Origin of the sequence: Amycolatopsis sp. PS_44_ISF1 (assembly GCF_032335455.1) — a bacterium.
Taxonomy (GTDB): Bacteria; Actinomycetota; Actinomycetes; order Mycobacteriales; family Pseudonocardiaceae; genus Amycolatopsis.
Window position 1 is genome coordinate 1,185,600 of record NZ_JANUXO010000001.1, and the last position, 24,716, is coordinate 1,210,315.

Below are 24,716 nucleotides of genomic sequence, written 5' to 3' on the forward strand. Positions count from 1 at the left end.
TGGCCCGGGTGCATCCGTCAGAGGACTTCGGGAGTCGCGTCCGGCCGGTCCGTGGTCATGGGGCGGCCCTCGGTGGACCACGCGCCCATGCCGCCGGCGACGTTGACCGCGTCCCAGCCCGAGGCGTTCAGCCAGGCGGTGGCGCGGGCGGAGCGGCCGCCGCTGCGGCAGATCACGTACACCGGCTGGTCGTCCGGGAGTTCGGCCAGCTCGCCGACCCGGGCGGGCAGTTCGCCGAGGGGGATGTGCTTGGCCCCGGGGGCGTGGCCCGCGGCCCATTCGTCGTCCTCGCGGACGTCGAGCAGGGCCACGCGGTCTCGGGGCAGGTCGCGGACCTCGGCGGTCGGCAGTTCAGCAGGGCTCACCACGGTTTCCATGCTGCCACGTCCGGGCGTTGCGCGCGTGTGAGGAGCCGGATCAGTGCAGTTCGGCGTCGGCCCGGATGCGGCCGGCCAGCGGGTCCAGCCTCCGGGCGGCGTAGCGGACGTACAGCCAGGTGATCAGGAACGTCGAGACGAACTGCAGCAACCCCAGCACCAACCCGACCGTCACCTCACCCCACAGCCGCACGCTCATGAACCCGTGCGCATACGCCGCCAGCAGCACATACACCAGGTACCAGCCGAGGAACAGCGCCGTCATCGGGAACACGAACGCGCGCGTCCGGCGGCGCAGCAGCGCGAACTCGGGGCCGGCCTGGATCCGCTCCCAGTCCGGCTCGGTCTCCTCCTGCGGCATGGGGAGATTTTCCGCCCCACGACGCCGCTCCCGCCTGGTCGCATCGGGTGAATCGCTACTTGCGGTGCCGCCCGGGCGCGGCCCTCGCCTTGTCCTCCGCCTGGCCGAACCGGGCCACGGCGCGGTCCTTCATCAGCCCCAGCGGGTCCGGCGCGTGCAGCCGCAGCATGATGTCGTTGACCAGCTCCGGGCGCCCGTAGCGGGTCAGCCGGCTGACCACGTAGGTGGTCAGGAAAGCCGCCGGCACGGTGATCAGCGCCGGTTGGACCGTGTACCAGGGCGCCCAGTCGCCGGTGTACTCGCTGGCGATGTTGATACCCAGCGCGGCCAGCACCAGCCCGCCGCCGACCACCATCCCGGCGAGCGCGCCCGGCCAGCTGAGCTTGCGCCACCAGACGCCGAGCAGCAGCAGCGGGCTGAAGGTCGAGGCGGCGAGCGCGAACGTCATCCCGATGGACAGCGAGATGTCCTCCGTGCGCAGCAGGAACACCAGCCCCAGCGGGCAGAGCGCGACGATCGCCGTGCCGATCCGGAAGTCCTTGACCCGCCCGGGCAGCAGGTCCGTGGAGACCACGCCGGACACGCTCACCAGCAGCCCCGAGGAGCTGGACAGGAACGCCGCGAACGCGCCCGCCGCCGCCACCGCCGCGAGGATCTGGCCGGCCACGCCCGGCAGCACCGCCGTGGGCAGCATCAGCACCGCCGCGTCGGCGTTGCCGGTGACGAGCAGTTGCGGCACGTACATCCGCGAAAGCACGCCCAGCATCGTCGGGAACAGGTAGAACAGTCCCAGCAGCAGCAGCACGTGCACGGTGGTGCGGCGCGCGGCCTTGCCGTCCGGGTTGGTGTAGAAGCGGGCCAGCACGTGCGGCAGGCCCATGGTGCCGAGGAACAGCGCGAACATCAGCGAATACGTCTGCAGCAGGCCGGTGCCGTCGTCGGACGCCGGGTGCAGCCAGGCCGCGTTCGACGCCGGCGCGTCGCTGACCACCGGCACCGGGGTGCCCGCCGCGAACTCCAGCGTGGTGCCCGCCGAGACCTCGTGCGGGATCAACGGCGACCAGCGCGCCACGCCGCCCGCCGGTCCGCCGTCGATGCGGCCGTAGGCGTAGAAGTACGTCTCCGTGGTGACCTTCACCGTGACGTCGGTCTGCACCGAGACCTTGGTGTCCGCGGGGAACACCGGCGGCGCGGGCGCGCCCAGCGAGCGCACACCGCCCGGGCCGCCGCCGGCGAAGAAGACCAGGCACAGCACGAACGTCGGCACCGCGATGGCGAACAGCTTGAGCCAGTACTGGAACGCCTGCACCACGGTGATCGCGCGCATGCCGCCCGCCATCACGTTGACCGCGACCAGCACCGTCACCAGTGCCGCCCCGGCCCACATCGGCACGGGCAGGATCGAAGCGAGGGTCAGCCCGGCGCCCTGCAGCTGCGGGACCATGTACAGGATCCCGATGAACACCACGAACGCGGTGGAGAACCGGCGCAGCCCGATCGAGCCCAGCCGCATTTCCACGAAGTCCGGCAGCGTGTACGCGCCCGAGCGGCGCAGCGGCGCGGCGACGAACAGCATCAGCGCGAGGTACCCGGCGGTGAAGCCGATCGGGTACCAGGTCGCATCGACGCCCTCCTTCAGCACGATCCCGGCGACGCCCAGGAACGAGGCCGCGGACAGGTACTCGCCCGAGATGGCGGCGGCGTTGCGGCGCGAGCGCACCGTGCGGCGCGCGACCAGGAAGTCGTGCGTGGTGGTGGCCGAACGCGAGGAGCGGTGCCCGAGGTGATAAGTCGCCAAAGCGACCAGCACCACGCCGATCAGGGCCCACGGGTTCAGCTGCACGGCTCGAATCCTCGCACGCGCGCGTGGTCCGGGCCTGCCCGCTACCGGGGCTTTCCGGTCCCCGCGCTCAGTTTTCGATCATGTCGACGAAGGCGCGTTCGTGCCGTTCGGCCAACCGGTTGTACCAGAGGCCCACGACGAACAGGAAGGGGAACGGCAGCACGCCGAGCACCAGCCACGGGATCGGGATGCCGATCACCGAGCACCGCGCGAACGCCGGCAGTGCGTAGAACAGCACCGGCAGCGCCCCGAACACCGCGAGCACGAACAGCCCGAGCAGCACCGAGGTCCGCAACTGCACCTTCACCAGGTCGCGGACCAGCAGCTTCCCCCAGCTGGTCTGCTCCTCCAGCTCCATCCGGGCCTGCATCCGGCCGGAGGACGCACGCGAATCGGCGAGCACCACCCGCTGGCGCTCCGGCCGCTTGTGCGCGGGCTCGGCCGGGCGCGGCGGCTCGGCCGCGGGCGGCACCGACTCGACCACGGCGCGGTCCTCGGGCTTGCGGCCCAGCGTCGGGTCCGGCTTGCGGACGCCGTTCGCGAGCCGGTGGTAGGGGTCTTCCGACTGGGCCACGACCGGGGCTAGCCGCCCCGGCCGGAACCGACCAGCCGGTCCTTGAGCGCTCGGGTGTGGCGTCGGCTGACCGGCAGCACCTTCTCCTCGTTGCCGATCACGACCTGGTAGCCGCCCTGGCCCATGCGCAACTCGGTGATCAGCGGCAAGGCGACCAGGAACGACCGGTGGATCCGGACGAACCCGGCCTTCTCCCAGCGTTCCTCCAGCTGCGCGAGCGGGATGCGGACCAGGTGGCTGCCCTCGGTGGTGAACAGCCGGGCGTAGTCGCCCTGCGCCTCCACCCAGCGCACCGACGAGCGCGGGATCAGTTTCGTGGTGCCCGCGAGCTCGACCGGGATCACCTCGTCGTCGTTCTTCACCGGCTCGCCGAAGCCCTGGCCCGGCGGCGGACCGGCCGCCGCGGTCAGCTTCTCGCGCACGCGGGAGACCGCGCGGTCGAGCCGGTCCTGCTGGAACGGCTTGAGCACGTAGTCGACGGCGCCGAGGTCGAACGCGTTCACGGCCTCTTCGGCGTGACCGGTGACGAACACCAGCACGGGGGACGGGGTCATCGCCGTGATCACCCGCGACATCTCCATCCCGGACAGCCCGGGCATGTCGATGTCGGCGAACACGGCGTCGACGGTGGGGCGGCCCTGGGCCCGCCGGGCCACCAGCTCGGGGTCGTCGTGCGAGAACAGGCGCAGCGCGTCGGAGGCGTCCAGCGCCTTGAAGACCCGGGCGACGTACGGGTTGTTCTCAAGACGTTCGGTCAGCATGGCCAGCCCGTTCGGCTCGTCGTCCACCGCCAGGACGATGAGCTTCCGGGTGTCGTCGTGAGCACTCACAGTGAGACGCATCCTGCCCACTGCCGAGGGCAATGTCCAGCCCCGGTCCCGGCCCTTGCCCCGATGTGGCCGACGGAAGACCCCATTTGCCGGAGGGGCCGTCACGCGCGCGTGACGGCCACAGGGCCAACCGGGCTACCCCGGGCGCGCGCCGCCGCCCGGGGCCCTCGGCCCACCCGTTCGCCGGAGGGGTCAGAGGCCGAACCGGGACCAGGCGGCCTTGGTGGTCACGGCGTCCAGCAGCGCGCTCGCGGCCGCGGGGGCCCCGATGCCGAGCCGCGCGATCAGCGGCTTCTTCGGCTCGGCCACGGAGATCTCGGCGTCCGGGTACCGCTCGCCGATGATCTGGCGCAGCGAACCGAGCCCGTCGATCAGGCCGAGGTCCAGCGCCTTCCGGCCGAGCCAGACGTCGCCGGTGAACAGGTCCTCGGTGGCCGCCAGCCGGTCGCCGCGGCGGTCCTTGACCCATTCGACGAACAGTTCGTGGAGCTGGCCGTGCATCTTCTTCAGCCACTCGACGTCCTCGGGCTTCTCCGGGCTGAACGGGTCGAGCCGCGACTTGTTCGCGCCCGCGGTGTGCAGCCGCCGCTCGACGCCGAAGCGCTCCAGCAGCCCGGTGAAGCCGAAGCCTCCGCTGATCACGCCGATGGAGCCGACCATCGAGGTGCGGTGCGCGTAGATCTCGTCGGCCGCGCAGGCCAGCCAGTAGCCGCCGGAAGCCGCGACGTCTTCGGCGAAGGCGAGCACGGGCACGTTCTTCTCGTCCGCGAGCTGGCGGATCCGCTCCGCGACCAGCCCGGACTGCGTCGGCGCGCCGCCCGGCGAGTTGATCAGCAGCGCCACCGCCTTCAGCCGGTCGAAACCGAACGCCCTGGTCAGCGCGGTCTCCACGGCGGCGAGGTTGATCGAGCCACGGGCCAGCGGCGAGGGCGAAGGCGTGATCACGCCGTGCAGCTTCACCACGGCGACCACGTCCTTGCGCTCACCCCGGTCGCCGAGCACGGGCAGGCGGGAGGTCAGCTTGTCGGTAACGCTCATACCGCCAGGCTAGCCACCTCAGAGGGCGGGCAGCATGCCCGAACGGGATCCGTTCACACCGTTGGGCTCGACGGCGTCCTCGGCGTCGGCCTGCGGCGGCACGTCGGCGGAGTAGTCCGGCATGTTCGGGCGGACGCCGAGCTTGAACTTCGGCACCCGCAGCGTCACCTTCATGCCGGCGCCGAGCGCGGTGTCGACGGTGAGCGCGTAGTCCTCGCCGAAGACCTGGCGCATGCGCTGGTTGATGTTGCCGAGTCCGACGTGGGCGCCGGTGCGGTGGGCGTTCTTCAGGTCGGTGAGCTGGCGCGGGTCCATGCCGATGCCGTCGTCCTCGACGCTGATCACCGCCTCCATGCCGTAGTCGTGCGCGATCACGGTGACGCAGCCGCCACTCGGCTTGCTCGCCAGCCCGTGCTTCACCGCGTTCTCCACCAGCGGCTGGATGATCAGGAACGGCACGACCACGCTGAGCACCTCGGGCGCGATCTTCATCCGCACCTCGAGCCGGCCGCCGAAGCGGGCGTTCTCGATGGTCAGGTACCGGTCGATGTTGCGCAGCTCCTCGGCCAGCGTGGTGTACATGCCGGAGGTGCGGAACGAGTAGCGGGTGAAGTCGGCGAAGTCCTGCAGCAGCTCCCGCGCCTCTTCGGGGTCGGTGCGGATCAGCGCGGAGATCGTGTTCAGCGCGTTGTAGACGAAGTGTGGCGAGATCTGCGCCCGCAGGGCCTTGATCTCGGCCTGCTGCAACTGGTTGCGCGACTCCTCGAGCCGGGCCAGCTCGAACTGCGTGCAGACGAACTGCCCGACCGCCTCCGCCATCTGCACCAGCTTGCCCCGGGTGCGCCCGACCACGATCAGCGTCGCCTCGGCCTCGCCCTCGACCAGGATCGGCACGATCGCCGCGGTCTTCATCTTGCAGGTGCCGCGGTGGTTGCACGGCATCTTGTTGTGGTCGGCGACGGCGCGGCGGTGCTTGCGCAGCGCGGTGCCGATGTCCTCGACCAGGTCGAAGTAGTGCTCGGTGGCCTCACCGGCCCAGGACAGCAGCGTGCCCTCGCTGTCGGTGATCCCGACGGCCAGGCAGTCGAGCACCTCGAGCAGCTCCGCCGCCATCCGGTCCGCGGCCTCCTCGTCGAGGCCGGCGCGCAGGTTCGGCGTCGCCTTGGACATCCGGTGCACGGCCTGCAGCACGGCGTCCTGGATCACGCCCTTCGGCCGCCGCACCCGGAAGACCAGCACGAGGACCACCACCGCCAGCAGGCCGACGAAGACCCACGGGACGACCTGCGCGTACGGGAAGGCGGACACGACGTCCATGCTCTGCGCTCGACCGACCGGGTGCAAGGCCTGCCTCCCCACTTTCTGTCCGGGTCTGGCGACCGAGGGTGGCTGAACCCTACCGAGGCGCCCGCCCGAGTCCGCGCGATCGTTCCGAGCGGCGAACCGGTTCCACCCCGAGCGTCACCCGGGCCCGGTCACTTCAGCAGCCGCGACATCCGCCGGTCCGCCAGCGGCTTCCCGCCGGTCTGGCAGGTCGGGCAGTACTGGAACGACTTGTCGGCGAAGGAGATCTCACGGATGGTGTCGCCGCAGACCGGGCAGGGCAGGCCGGTGCGGGCGTGCACCCGCAGGCCGGAGCGCTTCTCGCCCTTCAGCCGGGCGGCCTTCTGGCCCACCGAGCGTTCCACGGCGTCGCTTTCGACGTCGTGGATGGCGGCGGCCAGGATCTCCAGCGCGCCCTCGTCGAGCTTGCCGATCGTGGCGTACGGGGAGAGCTTGGCCTTGTGCATGATCTCGTCGGAGTAGGCGTTGCCGATGCCGGCGATGAGCGACTGGTCGGTCAACGCCCACTTCAGCCGCGTGCCCTTGCCCGCGAACAGGCCGCCCAGCTCGGCCGCGTCGACCGCCAGCGCGTCCGGGCCCAGGCGCGCGACGCTCGCCACCTCGCTCGGGTCCTTCACCACCCAGACGGCGAGGCCCTTCTTCGTCCCGGCCTCGGTGAGGTCGAAGCCCGGACCGCTCGCGGACTCCAGGTGCACCCGCAGCGAGATCGGCCCCTTGCCCGGCTTCAACGGCGCCGGCGCGAGCTGGTCGGCCCACCGCAACCAGCCCGCGCGGGCCAGGTGCACCACCAGGTGCAGATCGCCGAGGACCAGGTCGAGGTGCTTGCCGTGCCGCGTGGCGCCGGTGACCTCGCGGCCGTGCAGATCGGTGTACGGCGGCATCGCGGTCTTCAGCACGCTGAGCGAGGCGACGTCGACCCGGAACACGGTGGTGCCCACGGCGTGCTCACGCAGGTGGTGGGCCAGGGCTTCGACCTCGGGCAACTCGGGCATGACCCCAGTCTCTCCCGCGGCCGCCGTTCGGGCCAGCCTTACTCGACCGGGTGCAGCGGTCCGTCGAAGTCCGGCAGCGAGTGCTTCTGGATGGTCCTCGAGATCCGCTTGACCTCGCCGGTCACCGTGAACATGCCCCGGATCGTGCCGACCCAGCGCTCCGACGGCCGGTCACCGGTGATGTCGCCCTCGGTCTCGGCGACCACCGTCCACGGCCGCCGCAGGATCCAGCGCAGCGGGAAGAACAGCAGGATCAGCACCAGGGCCAGCAACACCCAGGCCGGTACCCGGACCGCCTCCGGCGTCCACACCACGAGCACCACGGCGAGGAACGCGGTCACCACGATCATCGCGATGCCCGGTCCGTAGGTGCCCGCGACATCGTGTTCGAAATCGTCCGCCGTGACCGGCGCACGCCATTCCATCTGGGCACGGACCACCCAGTCACGGCCGTCCTCGCCGTGCACCAGCCGGTTCATCCTGTTGCCTCCCGGGCGACGCTCGAACTCCGGCCAAACGCTACCGTGACCAGACCCCACGGCGCGAGGTGGTCACGGAGCGTGGCGAGAGGTTCGCCCGGTTTCTCCTGCTCAGGCCGTTGCGGTGGACTCGGAATCGGCCGAACCGGTGACCCCCTGCGGGTCCGTGCTTCCCGAGGTCTGGGAACTCTTCCCGGAGCTCGGGGGCTCCGAAGTGTCCTCCGCCGGGCTCGGAGTGACCGGGCCGGGCGCGGACTCGTCGGACCGGCCGGTGCCCCCTGAGCCGCCTGATCCCGGGGACTTCGGCGGCGCCGCACCCGTACCGGAGGTCGAGCCGCCGGTGGGCGTCGGCGTGGTCGTCACCGACGGCGGCTCGACCGGCGTCGGGTCGACCGGAGGCGTCGGCACGAGCGTGGTGTGGAACGTCGGGTCGGCCGGATCACTCGGGTCGCCGTCGCAGCCCGGGTCACCCGGCTCGGGCTGGTCCGTCCGCGTGTCCAGACGCGGTTCGGTGGAGTTCTGGGTGCTCAGCGTCGACTCCTTGACCGAAGGCGAGCTGCCGGTGACGTCGTCGCGCGCCGAGCCCTCGGAGGAAGGTGGCCCGGGCACCGAAGGACCGGTGCCGGCGGGCAGGTTCGGCATGACGTTGGCGCCCAGCTCCACCCCGGTCCGGAGCCCGCCGCGGTAGCCGATCGTGTGCGAACGCGGCGGCCGGGCCGTGCCCTGCAGCTCGCCGGTGACGATCCGCGAGCCCGGCTGGACCTGCGGCGGCGGCTGGACCCGGGAGGAAGGCGGTTGCAGCGCCAGCTCCGGCGCACCACCCCCCAATCCGACGGTCTGCATCGGGTGCGTGCCGAAGACCACCGGCCCGGCAGTCACCCCGACCACCCCCGCCGCGGCCGCGGAGACCAGCGCGAGACCGACCTTCACCTTCGAACCGAACAGCACGCTCTTCACGGTCGCGGCCAGTCCGGTCGCCCCGCCGAGCCCGCCGGCCAGCGCCGGCAGGGCCAGCACGATCACCCCGGCGTGCGCACGCAGCGAGGAACAGACCTCACGCAGCTCGTCCTGCGTCGCCCGGCAGGAGGGGCAGCCCAGCAGATGGGCCTTGATCCGCTGGGCCTCGGCCCCGGTGACGCTGCCGGCGGTGAACCCGCCCAGCTTCTCCACCACGGTGCGGCAGGAGTCCGGCCCCTGGTTCACGGAAAGGTGCGCCTGCAGGTAAGCCGCCCGCAGCCCTTGCCGGGCGCGGCGGGCGAGCGCCGCCGTCGCGTTCGCGCTCAGGCCGAAGTGCGGGGCGACCATGGCGGGCTGCTCGCCCTCCACCTCGGTCTGCCACAGCACCGTCCGCCACCGCTCGGGCAGGCTGGTGAACGCCGTGGTGATGAGGGTGTGCTCCGCCGTCCGCGCCGGCGTGTCCGCCCCCGCGCCGGCGCGGAAGGTCAGCTCGTCGTCGGTGACCGGGACGTCACGACGCGCGCCGTGCCACTCCCACGACACCCGCCGGGCCACGGTCAGCAGGTACGCCCGCACGTAGTCGCGCGGACCCGAGCCCCGCCGCAAGGCCTGCAGCACCCGGAAGAAGGTCTCGGCCGTGATGTCTTCGGCCTCGGACCGGTCGGCCGCGAGACTCCGCGCCAGTCTGCGCACCGCGGCCGCGTGCAGCTCGAACAGCTCCCCGAAGGCAGCGTCCTCGCCACTGCGAAGCCGCTGCAACAGTGCCTGTTCGTCGGATTCCGAGGCCGCTGGTGGCGGCGCCGTGCCCAGCTCGGTCATCCGGCAAGGCACCTCCTCCCCCGAAGGAATCACCGTTCGGTCGAATGGGGACACCATACGGAGGGAAAAGCCCGTCGTCACCCCTTGTACGCCCGATGTGACACCGAAGCACCGGGTCGAGTCCGCCAATCCGCAGGCCGGGACCCCCGAAAGTGGCGTCAGAACCATCGGTATAGAGTGTTCACACGCACCGAGCAAGCAGCGGGGCACGCGGATGTAGCGCAGCTGGTAGCGCATCACCTTGCCAAGGTGAGGGTCGCGGGTTCGAATCCCGTCATCCGCTCAGGGCTGAAGGACCTGTGTTCGCCGAAAGCGCGAACACAGGTCCTTCGTCATATCACCCGGGGGGCCGAGCCCCCCCGGACCCCCGCGGTGCGATGGGCGGCTGAACCAGCACGGGTGCGTTCCAGGGAGTGGACAGGGGGTTTCTCCGGGATCGGGGGGTTCGGCGGGGATTTTCACCGGGTGTTCCCTGTTCGTTCTTCGCCAGCCCTTTCTGCCGGGGTGAAGGCCGACGAAGGTGTCGGCATGACCGAACTGACTCGTCGCCGTCTTCTCGGCTCCGCGGCCGGGGCGGCCGCCACCGCCGCCGCGGCCACGCTGCTTCCCCCGAGTGTGCAGAAAGCCCTGGCCCAGGGCGCGCCCAAGCACGGATCGCTCGAAGACATCGAGCACGTCGTGCTGCTGATGCAGGAGAACCGGTCGTTCGACCACTACTTCGGGACGCTGTCGGGCGTCCGCGGGTTCAACGACCCGCACGCCGCCCGGCTGCCCGACGGCAAACCGGTCTTCTACCAGCCCGACGCCCAGAACCCGGCCGGCTACGCGCTGCCGTTCCACCTCGACACCCACGCCACCAACGCGCAGAAGATCCCCTCCACCTCGCACGCCTGGCAGGTGCAGCACGACGCGCTCAACGGCGGCAAGATGGACAACTGGCTGCCCGCGCACCGCAAGGCCGACGGCAAGAACGGCCCGTACGTGATGGGCTACCACACCCGCGCCGACCTGCCGTTCCAGTTCGCGCTGGCCGAGGCGTTCACCATCTGCGACGCCTACCACTGCTCGGTGCTCGGCCCGACCTGGCCGAACCGGATGATGTGGATGACCGGCACGATCGACCCGGACGGCGAGCACGGCGGCCCGATCCTGGACAACACCGTCCCGGCCGGCGGCTACACCTGGACCACCTACGCCGAGCGGCTGCAGGCGGCCGGCGTGAGCTGGAAGGTGTACGAGCAGAGCGACACCTACGGCTGCAACATGCTGGAGAACTTCGCCAGCTTCAAGAACGCGCCGGCCGACTCCCCGCTCGCGGTCAACGGCCTCACCCACCGCCCCGAGGGCCAGTTCGAGTACGACGCGCGCAACGACAAGCTGCCGACGGTCTCCTGGATCATCTGCACCTCGACCGCGTCCGAGCACCCGAACTACACCCCCGCCGAGGGCGCGGCCTTCGTGGCTTCGAAGATCGACGCCATCGCCTCCAACCCCGAGGTGTGGGCGAAGACGGCGTTCATCCTGAACTACGACGAGAACGACGGCCTGTTCGACCACGTCGTCCCGCCGGTCCCGGCGCCGGGCACGCCGCACGAATTCGTCACCAAGACCTCGCCCGGCGGCACCAAGGGCAACGGCCTGCCCGTCGGCGGCGGCTACCGCGTCCCGGCGATCGTGATCTCCCCGTGGACCGCGGGCGGCTGGGTGTGCAGCGAGACCTTCGACCACACCTCGACCCTGCAGTTCCTGGAGAAGGTGACGGGCGTGGCCGAGCCCAACATTTCGGACTGGCGCCGCCGCACCTTCGGCGACCTCACCTCGGCCTTCCGCTTCCACGACCACCGGGCCGAGCCGCCGATCCTGCCGGACACCAGCGGCCCGCTCACGCTCTCCCGGTACGAGGCGGCGAACCTGCCGGCCCCGACCTTCCCCGGCACGGGCCAGAAGCCCCCGCGCCAGGAGCCCGGCCACCGGCCGCAGACGCCCAGGCACCGCTAGCGACCAGTCCCCCGTCGAGGCCCCCTCGTCCGCGTGAGGGGGCCTCGACGGCGTTCGTCAGAGTTCGTAGACGTCCAAGACGGTGGGGGCGACCGGGGTCAGGTGGGTGTCGGGGTACTCGGCGACCTGGCCGCGGGCCATGCGGTGGACGCGGAACTCGTTGTCGTGCTCGGGGTCCTGGTCGTCCCAGACGTGCAGGAGGCCGTAGGAGCCGGGAGCGAGCTCACCGACCCGGGCGAAGGTCTTCAGCAGCTCCGGGGCGAGGCCGCCGCCGTGCTTGTCGAAGCCGCCGAGGTGCAGCATCGGCAGGCCGGCGCTCCAGCGCAGGTCGACGAGGTCGAGGGCGTCGCTGTCGCGGATGGCGCGGTGGACCCGCTCGACGAGGCGCTCCAGCAGCGCCGCGTCGTCGTCACCGCTCGTGGTGGCGGCGATGGTGACCCAGCCGTGGTATTCGAACACCCGCAGAAGGTAGCAGCGCCGCTAGCTGCGTCAATGCTCCGGTGCGCCGGGCCGGGCCCGTGGTCGGCGGCCGGGTTCAGCGGGCCAGGGCGCTGGGCGAACCGTCGCGGCGCAGAACGTTGGTCAGCACCCCTTCGCCGTGGCGCTCGACGGCGGGCAGGAGCTTTTCCCCGAACGCGCAGAGGGTGCGCTCCCACGGGTGGCCGAGGGTGCCGTAGCTGAAGTCCTCGGCCAGGAACAGGTGGTAGTCGCCGCGCGGGAAGACCGGTACCGGCCAGGCCGCGCCCTCGGCCATCCGGTGCGGCCAGAACTTGAACGACTGGTGCTGCCAGTGCAGCACCCACAGCCAGTCGTCCGGCCCGACGGAGTCCTTCAACGCCGACAGCACGATCCGGGCGATCTCCGGCTCGTCGACCGTGTACGGGCCGAGCCGGAACTCCGCCGACCCGCGGTCGTAGTCACCGGCCGAAAGGTCCCAGGTCCGCGACGGCGCGGGCTCGCGGAAACCGGGCCAGTCGTGGGCGTGGGTGCTCGGCCAGAAGCCGAGCTTGTTGTAGACCCAGTACCAGGCGGGCTCGTCGGCCACTCTGGAGAGCGGCTCCCAGGCTGCTGCGTTCACTTGTTCGACCTCGGGGTTATCGGCCGGGATGAAGACTGCGGGAAAGCTTCGTGTCCGACGCCCCGAATGTCCAGCCCGGCCGAGACCACCCCGAATCCGTCACCCGACCGGGTGCGTTCTTTCACGATGGCCGTATGCAGCCGATCTTCGCCACGGCGCGTCCGAACAGTGACGGTACGTGGTCGCACTCCGTGACGGCCTGCGGTGGGCATCTGGACCGCAGAGGGCAAACTACGGGCAGCGAGTAACCACGGCTGCCAACCGTCAGCGGCGGCGATGACATGGGCCCCACTGGTGGCCGACGACGAGCAGCCGCGATGCCTCGGTGGAACTCTCCGGCGGAGAGCAGCCGCGTCGACCGGTCCGCGCGGTCGCCGAGCCTCGGGCCAGACACCCGCCGAAGCCAGCCTGCCCGGTGCGACCGCCACCCACCAGCGATGGGTAAGTCACCGTCCCCCAGCCGTTGGCTCATTCGACGCCGAGGGTCGCCGACACTGGCCCGGATGCGGCCGCACCGACGGCAGCAACACGAAGGTGCTGCCACCGGGCGGCCGCGCCGCTTTGGGCCTTGTCGCGAGCCGCCACTCCGGCTTGCCGTAGCCGCTCAGCGCGCTGTGAGCGCTTGGGCTTGGCGTAGCCGCTTCAACGCGAATGACCACCTCGGCCAGCCACGAACGACGTCGGAGGTCGCAACCGCCGCAAATCGACACAGCCGCTTCGGCCGCCATAGGCGACTTCGGCCAGCCGCAACTGCCTCAGCTCGACAAGCCGCTTCGAGCCGCCGAAAGCGACTCCGGCGGCTCGAAGCTGTCTTGGCTCGCTGTTGCCCGCTTCGGAAGCGGGCGCACCTTCAACTCGGGCGGCGGTCAGCCGCGGGGTGGGCTCATGCGGCCTCCCACAGGGTCATGAAGGCCGAGGCCTCGCTGCGGGCCCACGGGCGCAGCCGATCGTGGTCGCGGGCGGTGAGGGTGAACTCCTTGGCCCGGCGGACGTCCACGACCAGGGGCTCGCCGTCCGGCAGGATCTCCGGCTGGCCCTGGGCCAGCAGCCACAGCGCGAGCTGGGCGGCGTCCCGGCTCAGCGGCTCCTCCTTGAAGTACAGCCAGGTGGCGTACCGGCGGCCGTTGCTCTTGCGCAGGCCGAGCTGCGGGCTGACGCCCACCTCCAGCGCCCCCAGCGGGATCCGCGCGCGCCCGACCTCGATCAGCTTCGGATCGCGGCGGCCGAGGTAACGCAGCCAGCCCTCGGCGATGGCGGTGTAGTGCGGGCGGGTGCGGTCGTCGGCGTTGTGGACGAGCGAGCGCATGGCCACCTCGTCCTGCCGCGCGGCGCGGCCGGCGCGCACCGCGTTGGCCGCGCGCCGGTAGTAGTTGAACGCGGCCCGCGCCGGGTCCTCGTACAACTTCCGCTGGCGGCGCACGAACGACGAGCGCGAGGGCCCCGAACTCGCGCTGTAGCCGACGAACGTGGGCAGGGTGATGTAGGCCGATCCTGAAAAGGGCATGGTGGCCGCCTTCCGGTCCGAACGCCTCGGACTTCGAACTCCTCGACGCCGCTCGTGGCCCGGGCGGCGTCTCCCCTGGACACCGCCTATTTTAGAACATACGTACGACAGTTTTTGCGGCTCAACGGGTGACGGGCGGCCAGGATCCGGCGAGCACCAGCCGGGCCTGCTCGAGGATCTGCTGTTCGCAGAAGCTGACCGGGGTGAGGTCGGTGGGGATCCAGGAGTCGAGCATCGCGAACCAGCGGACGAGTTCGCGAAGTACACCCGGATGGCCCAGCAGGCGGTCGAACTCGGCGAAGGAGCGGCTGGTGCGCGACGGGCTCGCTTCACCGCGCACCATGGCGCCGAGGCTTTCGCCGAGCAACTGCCAGCGCGCGGCCGTCGCGTCGGCGGGCAGCTCGATGCCCAGCTCGTCGACGACGCGGGCGAACACGTCCGGTGCGCCGTTGTCGTCGCGGCCGAGGCGGGCCAGCTCGGGCAACGAAGGCGAGTCCACACCCTCCACCAGCGCACGGTGCCCGGCGTCGACCAGATCACCGGAGTTCACGGACCGGCCGGCGAGCCGGTCGACGGCCAGGGCGGCGAGTTCGCCGCGGGCGGAGGACATACAGCGATCCTACGGAGCGGACCCCACCCTGGACGCGACGCGATCCGCGCGTAATGATCTCGCCCGGGAACTCGATCCAACCGGAACCTCCGCAGGCCCGGGGGCATGGAACACTATCGCCCGAACCGGTGGCAGGGGGTTGCTTGATGAGCTGGCAGGAAGAGCTCCGCCGACTGGACGCCGATCTGTCCACCGGCCGGATCGGCCACGCCGAACACCGTCGCAAGCGGGAAGAGCTGCTGGCGGAGGCTTCCGGCGGTGGCGCGGCCTCCCCGGTCGCCTCCCCGCTGCGCCCGGCCGGCCCCGGTGACGCCGGCGTGTGGCCCGTCGCCCCCTCCGCCGCGGGACGGTGGAAGGGCCAGCCGCCGGTGCGGTGGACCAGCGAGCCGGGTGGACCGGGTGGTGCCGGTGGACCGGGTGGTGCTGGTGGAGTTGGTGGAGTTGGTGGAGTTGGTGGTTACCCCGGGCAGGGCCACGGGCCGGGCTGGAGCGCCGACGCGGTGAACGGGGCGGACTCGGCCACGACAGTTCCCGCCGATGTCTCCGCCGAGACGGCGCACTGGGGCGCGGGTTCGGACACCACGTTCTCCATGAAGAGCGGAGAAGGCGCCACCGACGCGACCGATGGCTCCGGGGAGACCGGTGGGGTCGGGAGTTCCGGGCCACCCGCTCTGGCCAGTGCGTCCGGCCCGGCCAGTGCGGCGGACGCAGTCGGCCCGGCAAACACAGCCAGCGCGGTAGACACAGCCGACTCGGCCGAGCCAGCCAGCGCGGCGGAAGCGGGTAACGCGGACGTCCCCGGAAGCTGGTCCAGCGCCAATCCCGCTGACCGGCAACCGGTCGGCTGGTCGTCCGCCGCGCAGGAGTCGGCTGTTCGGCTGACAACCAGCCCGCAGCCAGAAGCGCAGCAGACGACCGAGCAGTACCCGGCGCAGCAGTTCGCCGCGCAGCAGACCGCCGAGCTGCCGACCTGGCACCCGGTGCAGCCGACCGCCGCGGAGCGGCCGGGGGGTGACGGGCCGTCCGGCGGAGGGCGGCCCCACACCGGTAAGGACGGCGTGGGCGCGGAAGGCATAGTGGCGGCTGGCACGGTGGAGGCCAGCACAGCGAAGGCCGGCGCAGCCACGAACAGCACGGGCGAGGCCGGCGTAGTCACGGACAGCACCGGCGAGACCGGCATGGTCACCGACGGCACCGGCGAAGGCGGCGAAGGCGGTTCCGGGCAGAGCAAGAGGTCCGCGAAAGCCAAAAATCCCAAGAACCCCAAGCCGCCCAAGGCCGCCAAGGGGTTCCGCTCCGCCAAAGGGGGTCAGGGGCCGAGCTGGGAGCCCAAGGCCGTCGGGGACTTCCACGATCGGCGGACCACCGCGCCCAGTCCGGCGGACACCAAGCTCACCGACTACCTCGACGTGTCCGGGGACCAGCTCGGCCGGCCGCCGACGCCCGAGTTGCGGCAGCTCTGGGAGGAGGCACCGCCGCGGAAGAAGCGGCCGACCTGGCTGTTCCTCTCGCTCGGGGTGTTGCTCGCGCTGGCGCTGATCGTGGGCCTGACCTGGTACATCGGCAGCAAGCCGGACCAGCGCAGCGCCGCGGACTCCGTCTCGGCGCCGCCGGTGCCGTCGCCGTCCGGGGCGGCCGATCCGTCGGCCACGCTGGAGGACAAGCTGCCGGTGCTGCCCGGGAAGGCGAGTGAGGACAACTCCACGATGTCGCTCGACAAGGCCGTGGAGCTCAAGGCCGTGTCACCGGCCGACGCCGATCTGATGAAGGCCGCGGGCGCCACCGAGCTGGTCTACCGCTCGTACGCCGAGCAGTCCGACAACGGCACGGTCCTGCTCGCCGTGCCCACCGGCTCCGCCGCGCAGGCCGGGCAACTGGTCAAGGGCCTCCAGGGGAACCTGGTCGCGGGCGGCCTCACGAACTCCACGCTCGGGCCCGCGCCCGGCGACCTGCTCTACTCCGGCAGCAGCCCGGCCGGCCGGGTGCTCGCGTTCTGGTACACCTCCGGGCCGGTCGCGATCGGCATCGGCACGTCCCAGCCGTTGACCGGTGACGAGACGGTGCTGCGGTCCCGGATCGGGCAGATCCGCGCCAAGGTGGCCGCGGCCCTGCCCGCCGGCTGACGAACCGCAGCTCGCGGCCGCGCGGAAGGCGACCCGCGAGGCCGCACGGGGCCGCTGCCGTGCACAATGTCCACGTCGTCACACACATCGGGTCGCGGTGACGCACTGACGTCGCCTTGCCGACAGAGAAGGGGGACCCTGGTGTCCTGGCAGGAGGAGCTGCGCCGGCTGGACGAGGAGCTCGCGTCAGGGCGGCTGTCGGCGGACGACTACCGCATCCGGCGCGACCAAGTGCTGTCCTCGGCCGTCGGCCAGCAGGACCCCGCGCCGCAGCCGCAGCCGAACTCGAGCGCGGACTCGACCCAGGTGATCGCGCCGGTCAGCCCGCCGCACGGCGTCCCCCAGCAGCCGCCGGCGACGCCCCCACAGCCGGCCGGCGACCAGAGCGCCGAGCGCACGCAGGCCGTTTCCTGGCAGCAGCAACCGCAGCAGACGCCGCACACCGATGTGAGCCGCACCGAGTACGTGCAGCCGCAACCGCAGCCGCCGCAACCTCAGTACTCGCCTTCGGGCGGGTTCTCGCCGGCCGGCCCGCAGTCGCAGTCGCCGTCCGGCGGTTTCCCGCATTCACCGCAGGCGCCGTGGAACGCCCCCGAAGGTGACCAGAGCCCGCCGTGGGGCGGCGATTCGGGCACGACCGGCGGCAGCGACTCCGACTGGAGCGTCCGCCAGGGCCCGGAGTTCTTCAGCGAGAAGCCCAAGAACAGCGGCAACGGCAAGAAGATCGGCGCGATCGTGGGCGCCGTGGTGGTGCTGGCCGCGCTCGCGTTCGGCGCCTACCTGCTCTGGGGCCGGGACAACGGCAACGGCGGCGACCAGCAGGCCGCCCCGACGCAGCAGGCTCCCTCCAGCGCGCCGAAGCCGCCGGACCCGATGGCCGTCGGCGCGATGCCCGGCCAGGCCGAGACGCACGACGACATCACCTCCTTCGGCCAGGTCGACAGCCTGAAGTACCTGAACCCGCAGGAACTCGAGGCCTACCAGGCGGCGGGCGCGGGCAAGGTCAAGTTCGTCGTCTACAAGCTGGACAACGGCGACCACCTCACGCTGCTCATCACGCAGGCCAGCTCGGCCAAGGCGGCGAAGACCGCGGCCGAGAAGCTGGAGCAGATCCAGGTGACCAACGGCGCGAAGCGCGATTCCACCGCGCCAGACGGCGTGTACGCCACCACGATCGACCAGAAGGACGGCCAGTCGGCGCAGGCGCGGGGGCACTACGCGCACGGCAAGGTGATCGTGCGGGTCGAGTCCTCCGGTCCCGGCAGCCTCAGCCAGGTCAAGACGGACTTCACCTCGGCGCTGAGCGCACAGCTCACCGCCCTGCCCGCGAATGGCTGACCCGGTCGCCACCGCCTGCACGATCGTCGCGGGGAACTACGTCCCCGCGGCGCGCGTGCTGGCCCGGTCCTACCTGGAGCAGCACCCGGACGGCCGGTTCGTGATCGCGGTGATCGACGCGCCGTGGGACGGGACGAGCGTGCTCGACGACGGCACGCGGCTGGTCGGCCCGGCCGCGTTCGGCATCGACCGGTCCGACTACCTGCGCATGGCCACGGCCTACTCGGTGACCGAGCTGGCCACCTCGGTCAAGCCGTACCTGCTGCGCGAGCTGCTCGAGCAGACCGAGACCGCGATCTACCTCGACCCGGACATCGAGCTGTTCGCGCCGATCCCCGAGGTCGCGGAGCTGGCACTGGCGCACGACATCGTGCTCGCGCCGCACTTCCTCCGGCCCCTGCCGCAGGACGGGCTGGAGCCGGACGACGCGGTGATCATGGGCACCGGCATCTTCAACCTCGGTTTCCTCGGGGTCGGGCCGGGCGCCGGGCCGTTCCTGGACTTCTGGGCCGGCCGACTGCGTCACGACGCCATCGTCGCGCCCGAGCTGCAGCTGTTCACCGACCAGCGCTGGGTGGACCAGGTCCCCGCGCTGTTCCGCAACCACGTGCTGACCGACCCGGGCTTCGACGTCGCCTACTGGAACCTCCACGAGCGCCCGATCGCGCGCGAGGCCGACGGCACGCTCACCGCGGGCGGCGCGAAGCTGCGCTTCTTCCACTTCAGCGGCTATCGGCCGGAGAAGCCGTGGTTGCTCAGCTTCCACTGCGCGCGCAAGCCGCGCGTGCTGCTGTCGCACAACGCCGAACTGCGCGCCATCTGCGACTCGTACGGCGCGAAGCTGCGCGAAGCGGGCTACGCCGAGTCGCTCGACTCGATTCCGTACGGCTTCAAGAACTTCCGCGACGGCACCGAGGTGCCGAAGCTGGCCCGCCGGCTGTTCCGCGAGGGCTGGATCAAGGCCGAGCGCAAGAACAAGCCGCTCCCGCCGCACGCGTACGGCGAAGACGGCGGCTTCGCCCTGCGCGAATGGCTGGCCACGCCCGAAGACCAGGCGCAGGCCGCCGCGGGGCTGAACCGGCTGACCCACGCGATCTGGGCGTCGCGGATCGATCTGCAGATGGCGTTCCCGCACCCGTACGGCGCCGATGCGGACAACTTCCGCTTCTGGTGCGCGGGTTCCGGCGTCGCCGAGGCCGGGCTGCCCGAGTGGGCGCTGCCCGGCGAGCGCGCGGCGAGCGAGCCGCCGTCCGAGGAGTTCGGTGTGAACCTGCTCGGCTACCTGACCGCCGAGCTGGGCCTGGGCGAGATGGGCCGGATCGTGCTCGAAGCGATCGAGCAGGGCGGCGTGCCGGTGGCTTCGGTGCTGGAGGAGAAAGCGGTCTCGAACCGCACGGGCCTCGAACGGCCCGCCACCGTCGGCGATCCGCGGTTCCCGCTCAGCGTCCTGGCGGTGAACGCCGACCAGACGCGCGTGATCCTGACCAACCACCCCGAGGTCGGCGCCGGGCGCTACCGGATCGGGCTGTGGGCCTGGGAGCTCGAGGACTTCCCGGCCTGGCAGCACGAGGCGTTCGGCCTGCTCGACGAGGTCTGGACGGTGAGCGAGTTCTGCCGCCGCGCCATCGCCGAGCACGCACCGATCCCGGTGAAGACCATCCCGGTGCCGGTGCGCGACCCGGGCGAGCCGGCCCCGGCCGCGCGGGAGCCGGGCGAGCCGGTGCGGTTCCTGTTCGCGTTCGACTTCAACAGCGTCGCGGAGCGGAAGAACCCTTGGGGCGCCGTCGAAGCGTTCCAGCGCGCGTTCCCCGGACGGGACGATGTGCGGCTGACGGTCAAGGCGATCAACGCGAAGCTGCACCCGCAGGCCGCCGAGCGGCTGCGCGCCGCCGTGGTGGGCGACGACCGGGTCGAACTGATCGAGACCTACCTGACCGTGGCCGAACTGCACGAGCTCTACCGGCGCAGCACCTGCTACGTGTCCCTGCACCGCAGCGAAGGCTTCGGCCTGACCGTCGCCGAGGCGATGGCGCGCGCGATGCCGGTGATCTCCACCGACTATTCGAGCACCCGCGAATTCCTCGACGCCACCACGGGCTGGCCCGTGCCGTACCGGCTGGTGCCGGTGGGTGAGGGCAACTACCCGTACCACGAGGACGCGGTGTGGGCCGAGCCCGACCTCGACGCCGCGGCCGCCGCGATGCGCGGGGTCGCGGACGACCCGGCCGAGGCGGCGAAGCGCGGCCGGCAGGCGCGCGAACACATCCTGCGGGAACGCTCGATGGCCACCGCGGCCGAGTGGATGCGGGCCGAGCTGGAGAACGCGCACCGCGCGTGGCAGGCGGGCAACCACGCCGGCCGGCCCGCGCCGCCGCACCCGATCGACCCGCTGCACGAGGCCGCGCAGGCCCTGCACTGGCGGGCCGAGGCGGCCACGCCGTCACGGCTGCCGCTGGCGCCCGCGCTGCGCAAGGCCGTGCTGCGCGCGATCGACCACTACGACGTGCACCAGCGCAAGGTGATGGGCGCGCTGCTGGCCGGTGCCGAGGCCAGCAACCAGCGGCTGCTGGCCCGGATCGAGGCGCTGGAGAGCGGGCTCGAGGACTCCCGCCGCGTGGCCGACGTGACCCGCGGCCGCAGCGACAAGCTCGGCGACCGGGTCGACGCGCTTCGCGACGCCATCGACGACCTGCGCCGCCGCGACCCGGACACCGAGCTCGCCCTGCGCAACCTCGAAGCGGACGTGGTGAAGCTTTCCGAGGGGTACCGCGGGGTCGGCGAAGCGCTGGAGACGGCCACCGCGTCGGTGCACCAGATGTTCACCTCGCGCGACGAGCGCCTGGACGCCGACGAGAAGGCCATCCAGCGGGTGACCCTCGACGTCGGCGCGATGGGTGACGCCGCCCGGCTCAAGCACGCCCCGGTGCCGCGCGGGGCCGAGGTGGTCCCGTGCGACGCCGGCGCGCTGCTCATGCCGGTCGACGAGGTCATGCTGCCGTGGATCGTCTTCCACCGGTCCTGGGAGGACAGCGAGGCCCGGCTGATGGCTTCGCTGGCGTCGGGCGCGTTCCTGGACGTCGGCGCGCACGTCGGCTACCACACGCTGCGCCTGCTGCGCGCTGCGCCGGAGCTGACCAGGGTGGTCGCCGTCGAGGCGGACCCGGTGAACGCCGGGTACCTGCGCCGCAACGTCGCCGCCAACCTGCCCGAGGCCGCCGCCCGGCTGGTCACCGTCATCGAATCGGCGGCCTGGGACGCACCGGGCCCGGTGCGCCTGGCCCGGGCCACCGCCGGCAACAGCGGCGACAACCGGGTCAGCGTGGACGGCCCCGGGATCGAGGTCCCGGCGGTGCGGCTGGACGCGCTGGCGGAGGTGACGGCCCAGCGGATCGGTCTGGTGAAGGTCGACCTCCAGGGCCGCGACCACCGCGCGCTGGCCGGACTGGACGCGGTGCTGCGCCGTGACCGCCCGCACGTCGTCTGCGAGTTCGACCCGTCGGCCATCGCGGAACTCGGCGACGACCCGCGGACGGTGCTGGCGGGCTACCGCGAACTGGGCTACACCCCGAAGATCGTCGGCGACTCGGGAGTTTCTGGCGAAGCACTGTCCGATGTGGACCTGATCTCGTCCGCCCGGGCGGACGAGAAGGGCTTCGTCACGCTGTGGCTCTCGCCGGGCGTCTGAGCTCTCACGGGTTCAGGTGCACGATCGCCATCAGGAAGGCGCCGTACCAGGCGCCGACCAGCGCCCCGGTGGTCAGCAGGATGGCGAGTGCGCGGTTCGGCAGCTTCGCGAGCAGCAGGGCGAGCGGGACGGTGAGGACGAACGCCGGTAGCAGGAACCGCGCGCGGGACTGGAAGTAGTTCGACGAGCAGAGCGCGATGACCACGGTCAGCGTGTTGTAGACCTGCCACGGCAGGGGCAGGCGCGTGCACCAGGCCCAGATCTGCAGCGCCACGGCGAGCACCACGAACAGCGCGGTCACAGTGATCCAGCTCGACTCGTTCGAGGTCAGGCCCTCCAGGGTTTGGATCCACGTGAAACGTCCGAAGTCGAAGTGCATCTCCCAGCCGCCCTGGAGCCAGAACCAGCCGTCGGGGCGGCCGGTGCGGATGGCGACGTAACCGAGGTAGCCGAGCAGCCCGAGCGGGGCCAGCGAGCCGCCGAGCCAGGGGCGCCAGCCGTCCTGGCGCCGGACGATCGCCACGATGGCGGCGACGCAGACCCCCGCCACCAGCGCGCTGCCGCTGGCCCGGGTCAGACCGGTGAGGATGGCCAGCACCCCCGCCAGCGGCCACTGCCGCCGGGCCACCGCGACCAGCGTCCACGCCACCAGCGCCACCAGCAGCGACTCGGAGTAGGCCAGGTGCAGCGCGGCCGAGCCGGGGCCGATCGACCACAGCACCGCCATCAGGATGCCGACCCGCGGGCCCGCGAGGTCGCGGCCCAGCAGGAACAGCCCCCACGCCGCGGCGCAGCCCGCCAGCAGGGAGACCGTCAGCGCGGCGGGCAGCAGCGGAAGGCCGAAGAGGCCGAGCAGCGCGGTCAGCGCCGGGGTCAGCGGGAAGAACACCAGGCTGTTCTCGGCGGGCATCCCGTCCGGGCCCACCGTGACGGCCTGGTCGTACCCGTGCTCGGCCACGGAAAGGTACCAATTGCCGTCGAAAGCGCCGACGAAACGGCCCGGCGAGACCCCCGCCTTCCAGCTCAGCAGCCACAGCACCCCGAAGGCGAGCAGTTGGAAAAGCACGTACAACCCGAGGGCGGGCCGGGCGGATCGGACGACGGAGGCGATGGTGGGGCGCTCGGCGGTGACGTCGAGGGTGGACGGCTGCACGCTCGCCGGACTCCTGAACTGCTCGGTGAAAGCGGGTGGAACTCCGTCCGATCGTACCCGCGCAACCCATAACCCGAGGCCAGAACGCCGGAGGGGCCGGTTCGCCGGTTCCTCCGACTGCGGGGACGGCCCACCGGGTCAGGAGCGGGGCGCTACCCTTACCCGGGTCGGTCGGCCGAGCAGACGGGGGTGGTCGCGCTGGTTGAGCAGCCACCCGCGGTGCCGGAGAAGACCCGCATCGTCTTCATCGACATCGGCCGTGGCCTCGGCGCTCTGCTCGTGTTCTACAGCCACATCGCGCACCCCTGGGTGATCGCCAAGGGTGAGAACGCGCCCTACATCACCTTCATCGAGGCGCTCACGAGCAACCCGATGCACATGTCCGGACAGGGCATCGGCCAGATCGCGGTGCCGTTCTTCTTCCTGGTCAGCGGGTTCGTGGTGACGCCGATCGCGCTGCGGCAGGGGCAGGCGCGGTTCGCGCTGAACCGGTTCGTGCGGGTGTACGCGCCCATGCTGTTCGTCGTGCTGCTGACCGCGCTGCTGCTGGTGGCCGACCTGCACCCGCCGTCCACCGGGCAGTCGCAGGAGCTGACCCCGCTCACCGTCCTGACCAACACCACGCTGGTCAACTACCTGATCTACCCGCAGATCGTGCTGGTGCCGGTGGCGTGGACGATGATCGTCGAGATCATCTTCTACCTGCTGCTGATGGCCGTCCTGCCGCTGCTGCGCCGCTGGGTGTGGCTGGCGATCGCGGCGGAGCTCGCGTTCATCTTCACGGTGATGATGACCCGCTCGCAGTTCGGACCGTCGTACTCGCTGTTCGGGGTGAACGTCTCCTACCTGCCGGTGATGATCATCGGCCAGGTCATCTGGGCCACCACGTCGAAGAAGATCCCGCTGTGGACCGGCGCGCTGTACGGCGCCGTCGCGTGGTCGCTGTACGTGCTGGCCGACATCATCGACGTCGGGCGGATCGACAACGCGTACAACCTGTCCATGGCCTTCGCCGTGCTGTGCTTCCTGATGGGCCTGTTCGCCGAGCCGAAGCTGAAGCAGCGGAAGTTCTGGACGGTGGTGTCCGAGCGCAGCTACTCGATCTACCTGCTGCACATGCTGGTGTCGTTCGTGCTGCTGCAACTGCTGCGGCCACTGCTGCCGCTGCCGTGGGCACTGCTGATCGTGATCCCGGCGGTGTTCGGCGTGGTCGAGGTGAGCTACCGGTTCGTCGAGCGGCCGAGCCACACGCTGGCGCGGAAGCTGTCGCACCGGTCCAAGGCGGCGCCGAACCCGGTGAGCAGTGAGACCACCGTCGAGATCCCGCGGGTCGACGGGCGGGGCTACCCGGCGCCGCGGCCGGGGCCGGGTGGCCGGGGCCACGACGAGCAGCCGACCGCGATCATCCCGGCGGTCGTCGCACCGCGGCCACCCGGGGCGGATCCGCGCTTCCGGCCGCCCGCGCCGCGGTGGCGTTCAGCCCCGCCTGACTTGCCGTACCACTCTGACCAGGAAAACCACGGCCAGCGCGGCGACCACGACGATCTCCCAAGCCATGGGAGCTCCTTCCGGACACCTCGATGAGCAACCGATGCTCTGCCCCTGAGGCGTCC

The 24,716-nt window shown here is 71.5% G+C and carries 20 protein-coding genes and 1 tRNA gene; 6 read left to right on the plus strand and 15 right to left on the minus strand.

From position 1 onward, the window contains the following. Positions 1 to 17: 17 nt before the first annotated feature. The 10 genes from NYF13_RS05340 to NYF13_RS05385 all read right to left on the minus strand — a co-directional run bounded on the left by NYF13_RS05340 (position 18) and on the right by NYF13_RS05385 (position 9,614). Positions 18 to 377: a rhodanese-like domain-containing protein gene (locus NYF13_RS05340; protein ID WP_315654525.1), complete on the minus strand. Its 360-nt coding sequence runs from the start codon at positions 375 to 377 to the stop codon at positions 18 to 20. Between the two features lie 40 nt (positions 378 to 417). Continuing rightward, positions 418 to 738 carry a DUF485 domain-containing protein gene (locus tag NYF13_RS05345; protein ID WP_315654526.1) on the minus strand — a complete coding sequence of 107 codons (321 nt, stop codon included), beginning with the start codon at positions 736 to 738 and terminating at the stop codon, positions 418 to 420. A 55-nt stretch (positions 739 to 793) separates the two neighbouring features. Next, positions 794 to 2,581, minus strand: coding sequence for a cation acetate symporter (locus NYF13_RS05350; protein ID WP_315654527.1), 1,788 nt, complete (start codon positions 2,579 to 2,581; stop codon positions 794 to 796). A gap of 67 nt (positions 2,582 to 2,648) precedes the next feature. Continuing rightward, positions 2,649 to 3,155: a hypothetical protein gene (locus tag NYF13_RS05355; RefSeq protein WP_315654528.1), complete on the minus strand. Its 507-nt coding sequence runs from the start codon at positions 3,153 to 3,155 to the stop codon at positions 2,649 to 2,651. Between the two features lie 8 nt (positions 3,156 to 3,163). After that, positions 3,164 to 3,997 carry a LytTR family DNA-binding domain-containing protein gene (locus NYF13_RS05360; protein ID WP_315654529.1) on the minus strand — a complete coding sequence of 278 codons (834 nt, stop codon included), beginning with the start codon at positions 3,995 to 3,997 and terminating at the stop codon, positions 3,164 to 3,166. Positions 3,998 to 4,177: 180 nt separating this feature from the next. Next, positions 4,178 to 5,023, minus strand: coding sequence for a S49 family peptidase (locus NYF13_RS05365; RefSeq protein WP_315654530.1), 846 nt, complete (start codon positions 5,021 to 5,023; stop codon positions 4,178 to 4,180). 18 nt (positions 5,024 to 5,041) lie between these two features. Beyond that, positions 5,042 to 6,340, minus strand: coding sequence for a histidine kinase (locus NYF13_RS05370; protein ID WP_315654531.1), 1,299 nt, complete (start codon positions 6,338 to 6,340; stop codon positions 5,042 to 5,044). A 158-nt stretch (positions 6,341 to 6,498) separates the two neighbouring features. Next, the gene (locus tag NYF13_RS05375; RefSeq protein WP_315654532.1) at positions 6,499 to 7,359 is read right to left on the minus strand and encodes a DNA-formamidopyrimidine glycosylase family protein; all 861 of its coding nucleotides are present in this window, start codon (positions 7,357 to 7,359) and stop codon (positions 6,499 to 6,501) included. 38 nt (positions 7,360 to 7,397) lie between these two features. Beyond that, positions 7,398 to 7,838, minus strand: coding sequence for a DUF983 domain-containing protein (locus NYF13_RS05380; protein ID WP_315654534.1), 441 nt, complete (start codon positions 7,836 to 7,838; stop codon positions 7,398 to 7,400). A gap of 111 nt (positions 7,839 to 7,949) precedes the next feature. Further along, the gene (locus tag NYF13_RS05385) at positions 7,950 to 9,614 is read right to left on the minus strand and encodes a sigma-70 family RNA polymerase sigma factor (RefSeq protein WP_315654535.1); all 1,665 of its coding nucleotides are present in this window, start codon (positions 9,612 to 9,614) and stop codon (positions 7,950 to 7,952) included. 210 nt (positions 9,615 to 9,824) lie between these two features. On the opposite strand from NYF13_RS05385, the gene NYF13_RS05390 reads away from it, so the two are divergent. Both NYF13_RS05390 and NYF13_RS05395 read left to right on the plus strand, forming a co-directional pair. Next, a tRNA-Gly gene (locus NYF13_RS05390) sits at positions 9,825 to 9,897 on the plus strand. 245 nt (positions 9,898 to 10,142) lie between these two features. Next, entirely contained in the window at positions 10,143 to 11,612 is a 1,470-nt protein-coding gene (locus tag NYF13_RS05395; RefSeq protein ID WP_315654536.1) for a phosphocholine-specific phospholipase C, read from the plus strand. Positions 11,613 to 11,669: 57 nt separating this feature from the next. Here the strand turns inward: NYF13_RS05395 and NYF13_RS05400 are convergent, their stop codons facing one another. The 4 genes from NYF13_RS05400 to NYF13_RS05415 all read right to left on the minus strand — a co-directional run bounded on the left by NYF13_RS05400 (position 11,670) and on the right by NYF13_RS05415 (position 14,804). Then, positions 11,670 to 12,071: an immunity 7 family protein gene (locus NYF13_RS05400; RefSeq protein ID WP_315654538.1), complete on the minus strand. Its 402-nt coding sequence runs from the start codon at positions 12,069 to 12,071 to the stop codon at positions 11,670 to 11,672. Positions 12,072 to 12,147: 76 nt separating this feature from the next. After that, positions 12,148 to 12,690 carry a DUF2716 domain-containing protein gene (locus NYF13_RS05405; protein WP_315654539.1) on the minus strand — a complete coding sequence of 181 codons (543 nt, stop codon included), beginning with the start codon at positions 12,688 to 12,690 and terminating at the stop codon, positions 12,148 to 12,150. An 883-nt stretch (positions 12,691 to 13,573) separates the two neighbouring features. Beyond that, complete coding sequence (locus tag NYF13_RS05410; protein ID WP_315654540.1) at positions 13,574 to 14,194, minus strand: hypothetical protein; 621 nt, start codon at positions 14,192 to 14,194, stop codon at positions 13,574 to 13,576. A 121-nt stretch (positions 14,195 to 14,315) separates the two neighbouring features. Then, a complete protein-coding gene (locus NYF13_RS05415) occupies positions 14,316 to 14,804 on the minus strand; it encodes a hypothetical protein (RefSeq protein ID WP_315654541.1) in 489 nt (162 codons plus the stop codon). 146 nt (positions 14,805 to 14,950) lie between these two features. Here NYF13_RS05415 and NYF13_RS05420 point away from each other — a divergent pair, with 146 nt between their 5' ends. From NYF13_RS05420 to NYF13_RS05430, 3 genes are all read left to right on the plus strand, one after another. Further along, positions 14,951 to 16,927, plus strand: a complete 1,977-nt coding sequence (locus NYF13_RS05420; protein WP_315654542.1) for a hypothetical protein — start codon at positions 14,951 to 14,953, stop codon at positions 16,925 to 16,927. A 141-nt stretch (positions 16,928 to 17,068) separates the two neighbouring features. Continuing rightward, a complete protein-coding gene (locus NYF13_RS05425; RefSeq protein ID WP_315654543.1) occupies positions 17,069 to 18,265 on the plus strand; it encodes a hypothetical protein in 1,197 nt (398 codons plus the stop codon). Next, positions 18,258 to 21,950, plus strand: coding sequence for an FkbM family methyltransferase (locus tag NYF13_RS05430; RefSeq protein ID WP_315654544.1), 3,693 nt, complete (start codon positions 18,258 to 18,260; stop codon positions 21,948 to 21,950). Before NYF13_RS05425 ends, NYF13_RS05430 begins: the two co-directional genes overlap by 8 nt. Before the next feature lie 4 nt (positions 21,951 to 21,954). On the opposite strand, the gene NYF13_RS05435 is transcribed toward NYF13_RS05430, so the two are convergent. Further along, complete coding sequence (locus tag NYF13_RS05435) at positions 21,955 to 23,103, minus strand: hypothetical protein (protein WP_315654545.1); 1,149 nt, start codon at positions 23,101 to 23,103, stop codon at positions 21,955 to 21,957. A 189-nt stretch (positions 23,104 to 23,292) separates the two neighbouring features. Between NYF13_RS05435 and NYF13_RS05440 the strand changes: the two genes are divergently transcribed. Then, the gene (locus NYF13_RS05440; protein ID WP_315654546.1) at positions 23,293 to 24,687 is read left to right on the plus strand and encodes an acyltransferase family protein; all 1,395 of its coding nucleotides are present in this window, start codon (positions 23,293 to 23,295) and stop codon (positions 24,685 to 24,687) included. The last annotated feature ends 29 nt before the right edge of the window (positions 24,688 to 24,716 follow it).